Source organism: Intestinibacter sp. (assembly GCF_051866655.1).
GTDB lineage: Bacteria > Bacillota > Clostridia > Peptostreptococcales > Peptostreptococcaceae > Intestinibacter.
Genome location: NZ_JBJDXL010000191.1, coordinates 1 through 5,070, shown reverse-complemented (window position 1 = coordinate 5,070; position 5,070 = coordinate 1). Strand labels below are relative to the sequence as shown.

Genomic DNA, 5,070 nt, shown 5'->3' with positions numbered 1-5,070 from the left:
GAAATTATATTTATCTAAAATTTAAAAATGAATATAATTTCCTATGTGTTATAAATATATTTTCCAAAATTATAAATTTATAATTGGTATATTATTGGAAGGTAAAATTTTGAATCAAAATAGGGTATTGCAAAATAGATTTAAAACCTATTTCACAATACCCTTCAAAATCGACCTCTATACTTCCATTATTATAGGTAGTATCATTGGATTTCTTTTTGTTTTTGTGTACAAATATTCTTTAAGATTTTCTTTTATATTATTTTTTAAATAAGCCCATTCTTTTATATTTTTTTCTTCGCATTCAGTTAATACTTCCTTTATTACAGCCTTCGCACCGTCCATTAAGTCTTCTGATTCTCTTACATATACGAATCCTCTTGATATTATATCTGGTCCTGCTAAAACTTTTCCATCTTCTTTAGAAATAGTTACTACAACTATCATTAAGCCATCCTCTGATAGGTGTTTTCTATCTCTTAAAACTATGTTTCCTACATCTCCAACACCTAGACCGTCGACTAAAACATTTCCTATTGGAACTGTAGTAGTTACCTTAGCAGAATTTTTATCTAATTCTAACACTTGACCTGCTTGCATCACAAATATGTTTTCTTCTGGCATTCCTAATTCCTCAGCAAGCTCTGCATGTCTCTTTAACATTCTATACTCACCGTGTACTGGCATAAAGAATTTAGGTTTTGCCATTACGTTTATTAATTTTAACTCCTCTTGAGATGCATGCCCTGAAACGTGTATATCGGCTAAGTCATTGTATACTACGCTTGCACCTTTTTCAAATAGTAGGTTTATAACCTTTGAAATTAATTTTTCATTACCTGGTATTGGATGAGCTGATATTATAACTAAATCTCCAGCTTTAATTTCGACCTTTTTGTGTTCGCTACTTGCCATTCTAGCAAGGGCAGACATCGGTTCTCCCTGAGTCCCTGTAGTTATAATTACAAGCTCTCTATCGTCGTATTTAGATATATCGTTTAAATCAACTAACATATCGTCTTCTATGTCTAGGTATCCAAGCTCTCTTGCAACGCATATGACATTTACCATAGATCTTCCTGAAACAGCTACTTTTCTTTCGCATTTCTTCGCCATATCTATTATTTGTTGTAATCTGTGTATGTTTGAAGAGAACGTTGCAACTATAATTCTACTATCATTAGCCTTTCTAAATAAATCGTCTAGACCAGCCCCTACTGTTTTTTCTGACATTGTATATCCTGGTCTCTCAACATTAGTACTATCTGCTAATAATAAAAGGACTCCTTCTTGCCCTAGCTCGCATATTCTGTGTAAATCCATTACACCGCCGTCTATTGGAGTTAAATCTATCTTAAAGTCTCCTGTATGATAGATAATACCTTGATCTGTATGAACAGCAATAGAACATGCACCTGGGATACTGTGATTGTTTTTAATAAACTCTACACTCATATTTGTAAGTTTTATTATCTGTCTAGGAGTAACTACATTTAATTTAGCTGTACTCAATTTATGCTCCTTTAATTTAACTTCTATCAAGCCTATACTAAGCATAGTTCCGTATACAGGTACATCAATCTTTTTAAGGATGTATGGAAGAGCTCCTATATGATCCTCATGACCATGTGTTATAAAAATACCTTTAACCTTATCCTTGTTCTTAATTAAATAAGTAATATCTGGTATGACAATATCTACCCCTAGCATCTCGTCTTCTGGAAAGCTAAGACCTGCATCGATTACAACTATCTCGTCTTTGTACTCGATTAAAGTCATGTTCTTACCTATTTCGTTAAGACCACCTAAAGCCATCACCTTTATCTTGTTGGTGTTTTTCTTAAACAATTGCATCCTCTCCTCTGTCTATTCAATTTTAAATTTGCAAAAAAAAATAATATTAAATCACGTACACTTTTACCAGCTGATTTTATTGTACCATAATTTCTAATATATTTTAAGACATAATCGTAATACATTTATCTTATTATTATGACAAATTTTATATCAGTCTATTTATTACTCAATATTAAAAGCTCAAATTAATCTTAAAACGAAGCTTTTTGTTTTAAACTAAAATATAAGTCCCATCTTAGGACTTATATTTTTTGGCAATCTTCACATATTCCGTAAAACTTAATATCATGGTCTGATACATTAAATTTATATTCTTTTTGAATTAATGTTTCTATTCCGTCTAATAAATCTTCTTTCGTCTCTATAATCTTACCACATTTTTCACATATTAAATGGTGATGATTATGCTTTTCCTCTTTATTAAGGCGAAGTTCGTATCTAATACATCCATCATCTAAATTTAATTTAGAAAGTAACCCCACATCATTTAAAAGTTGTATTGTTCTATATACTGTAGCTAAGCCTATCTCAGGGCAAGAAACTCTTACCATATCGTATATTTCTTCACTACTTAAATGTTTATCATCATTTTCTAATAAAATCTCTAATATAGCTCTTCTTTGCGGAGTTATTTTAAAGCCAGTCTCTTTAAGCTTACTTTTTATGTTTTCTATCGACTCTTTCATAAACTCACCTATTTTCAACTGATAATCTATTGTAATCATTTTAAATCATTTTTCTTATTTTGTCAATATACCGTTTTCTTACAGAGCATACAAATGACTTTTTAGATGCTTTTTTTGTTTAATAAATTTCTTAATTGATAATTTTTCCATTTTAAAAAGCTCATATATAAAAAGCCACTTTCAAAATTCCAAGTGACTTTTTACATTAATTTACTCTATTTCAAAAATTAAACATTGTAACAATCGTTGACTTTTCAATATCTTAAAGATTTATTTCATGACCGTGGTCGTGTCCGCAGCCTCCGTTACCATGGTGATGTTGGCAAGCATTAGCCATAGAGAATTCAGCTAATTTTCCTTCTTTTAATAATTTTAAGTTAACTTCTATAGTATCATTTACACCCTTGTAAACTTTTGTTCCCATATCGTTTAATTTCATTATAGCACCTGCACCTATACCACCTGCTATAACTGCATCTACTTTAACTCCTGATAAAGCTTTTAATGGTTGACATTTTCCATGTTCATGTCCTAAATCTCCATTGTTCATTGATTCAACTGTTCCATTTTCTAAATCACATACAACAAATTCTGGAGCTGATCCAAAATGTCCATATGGTAAACTATCCATTCCCTTATTTTCTACAACTGGTATACAAACTTTCATCTTTAAATCCCCCTATTTTTACAACATTTTTTATGTAGCTTACAATTTGCACAGCTATTTAATCTTATTTGTTCTAGATTTTCTTTTTTTATAAACGTGTCATCGTCTATTTTGTTTATCATTTTTAAAAATAATCTAGCTTCATTAAAAGATTCTTCATTGATTACATATATAACTGAATAGCCTTCTTTTATTCCTGTAACAATATTGGCTTCTTTCAAAACCTTTATATGCTGTGATACAGCAGAGTCTGAAATCCCCAAATGTTTAGAAATACCTTTTTGGCAAATTGTCCTCTTTGATATAATTAATAATATTTTTAGTCTAGTTTCGTCGCTTAAAGCTTTAAAAACTTTTACTAATTCTTCCATAACTACCTCCTTATTTAGTTAAGTAATTACTTAATTAAATAATAATACTCTAAACCAAAAAAGTCAACTCTTTTTTAAATTATTTCTTTTTACACAAAAAAAAGAGGTAAAAACCCCTTTTTTTAATCGATTTAAAATTAATTAAAACTCGTCGTCATTTAATCCTTGTTCATCCATTAAAGTATTGTAAACATCTACAACTATTTGGTATTCTTCTTCATCTTCTAGAGCAACTAAAATATCTCCTTGTTCATCTGAATCGATTCTAAATATTAAAGCTTCATCACAAGTTTCATCATCTAAAGGTAGTAATATTGCGTATTCCTTCCCTTCAGCTTCTAAAGATAAAACTATCTCAAATTCAGCCTCTTGACCATCTTCGTCTATTAAAGTTATTATATTTTCTTCCATGCTTTTCTCCTTTTTTGCAAATAAATATTTTTATTATTCTATTTTATTATCATGATATATAATTATATATCATAAACAGAAATTTTTACACATTTAATTTAAAATTTTGACTTACTATCTAAATATCCCTGTAATATAAGCACTGCTGCCAGCATATCTATCACTTTTTTTCTTTTTTTTCTGCTTACATCTCCTTCAAGTAGAGATCTCTCAGCTGCAACTGTAGTCAATCTTTCATCCCAAAATTCTATTTCTAGTCCAGTTTCTTCTTTTATTAAATCGCAAAATTTTATGACCTTTTCGCCTTGTGGACCTAGAGTTCCATTCATATTTTTAGGAAGTCCTGATACAATCTTGTTGACTTGTTTTTCTTTGATTATATTTTTTAATTCTTCTATATCCTTTTTCTTAGATTCTCTTCTTATAGTCTTTATACCCTGTGCTGTAATTCCCATTATATCGCTCACAGCAACTCCTATAGTCTTATCACCTATATCTAGACCCATTATTCTTCCATCTAACATATTTTACTCCTTCGTAACTTAATTATTCATGTATTTTATTTTGCCTTATACTTTTAAAAAAATTAGCCAGGGAATCCTGACTAATTTTTATTATGAAATTTCATCTTCTTCATCAAAAATTATCATATTAATACTTATTATTATAATAGGAATCAATATATAGATAGCTGCTGTCGAAGCTGCCACTATACCTGAATCATTTACCAATAATGTAACTATACATCCTACAAAAGAAGCCATAAAACCTTTAAATATTACAGGATATTTGTCGTGGATTCTCTTGAAATATCCAGATGGCTTAAATATAAGCACTCCAACTATAATTACACTTACAATAAGTATATTTACCCATACACTAGATCTCGCTAATTTTAAGTTCATTTGTATTTTTCTTCCAAATGTATTAAATATAGCAGCTGGACCTTCTTGTATTATTTGGTTTGTAAATACTGATAAATGTGATTCACTTCCCATGATAAAATCTAATCCTGCAAATGCTATAACTAATAATACTGCAGCCACACCGATTAAAACAATTTTCTTAAAATCTAATT

6 protein-coding genes and 1 pseudogene are annotated in these 5,070 nt (G+C 29.6%); all 7 read right to left on the bottom strand.

The genetic code is table 11. From position 1 onward, the window contains the following. Positions 1-177 precede the first annotated feature (177 nt). Positions 178-1,854: a ribonuclease J gene (locus ACI3VO_RS05945; protein WP_439757026.1), complete on the bottom strand. Its 1,677-nt coding sequence runs from the start codon at positions 1,852-1,854 to the stop codon at positions 178-180. Positions 1,855-2,099: 245 nt separating this feature from the next. Further along, a complete protein-coding gene (locus ACI3VO_RS05940; RefSeq protein ID WP_290693369.1) occupies positions 2,100-2,543 on the bottom strand; it encodes a Fur family transcriptional regulator in 444 nt (147 codons plus the stop codon). A 262-nt stretch (positions 2,544-2,805) separates the two neighbouring features. After that, complete coding sequence (locus ACI3VO_RS05935; protein ID WP_439757025.1) at positions 2,806-3,210, bottom strand: NifB/NifX family molybdenum-iron cluster-binding protein; 405 nt, start codon at positions 3,208-3,210, stop codon at positions 2,806-2,808. Positions 3,211-3,212: 2 nt separating this feature from the next. Continuing rightward, a complete protein-coding gene (locus tag ACI3VO_RS05930) occupies positions 3,213-3,581 on the bottom strand; it encodes an ArsR/SmtB family transcription factor (RefSeq protein WP_439757024.1) in 369 nt (122 codons plus the stop codon). Positions 3,582-3,722: 141 nt separating this feature from the next. After that, positions 3,723-3,992, bottom strand: coding sequence for a DUF1292 domain-containing protein (locus ACI3VO_RS05925; RefSeq protein ID WP_439757023.1), 270 nt, complete (start codon positions 3,990-3,992; stop codon positions 3,723-3,725). 98 nt (positions 3,993-4,090) lie between these two features. Next, positions 4,091-4,516, bottom strand: a complete 426-nt coding sequence (gene ruvX / locus ACI3VO_RS05920) for a Holliday junction resolvase RuvX (RefSeq protein WP_290693381.1) — start codon at positions 4,514-4,516, stop codon at positions 4,091-4,093. A 90-nt stretch (positions 4,517-4,606) separates the two neighbouring features. Then, a pseudogene (locus tag ACI3VO_RS05915) lies at positions 4,607-5,070 on the bottom strand (hypothetical protein); the annotation flags it as partial.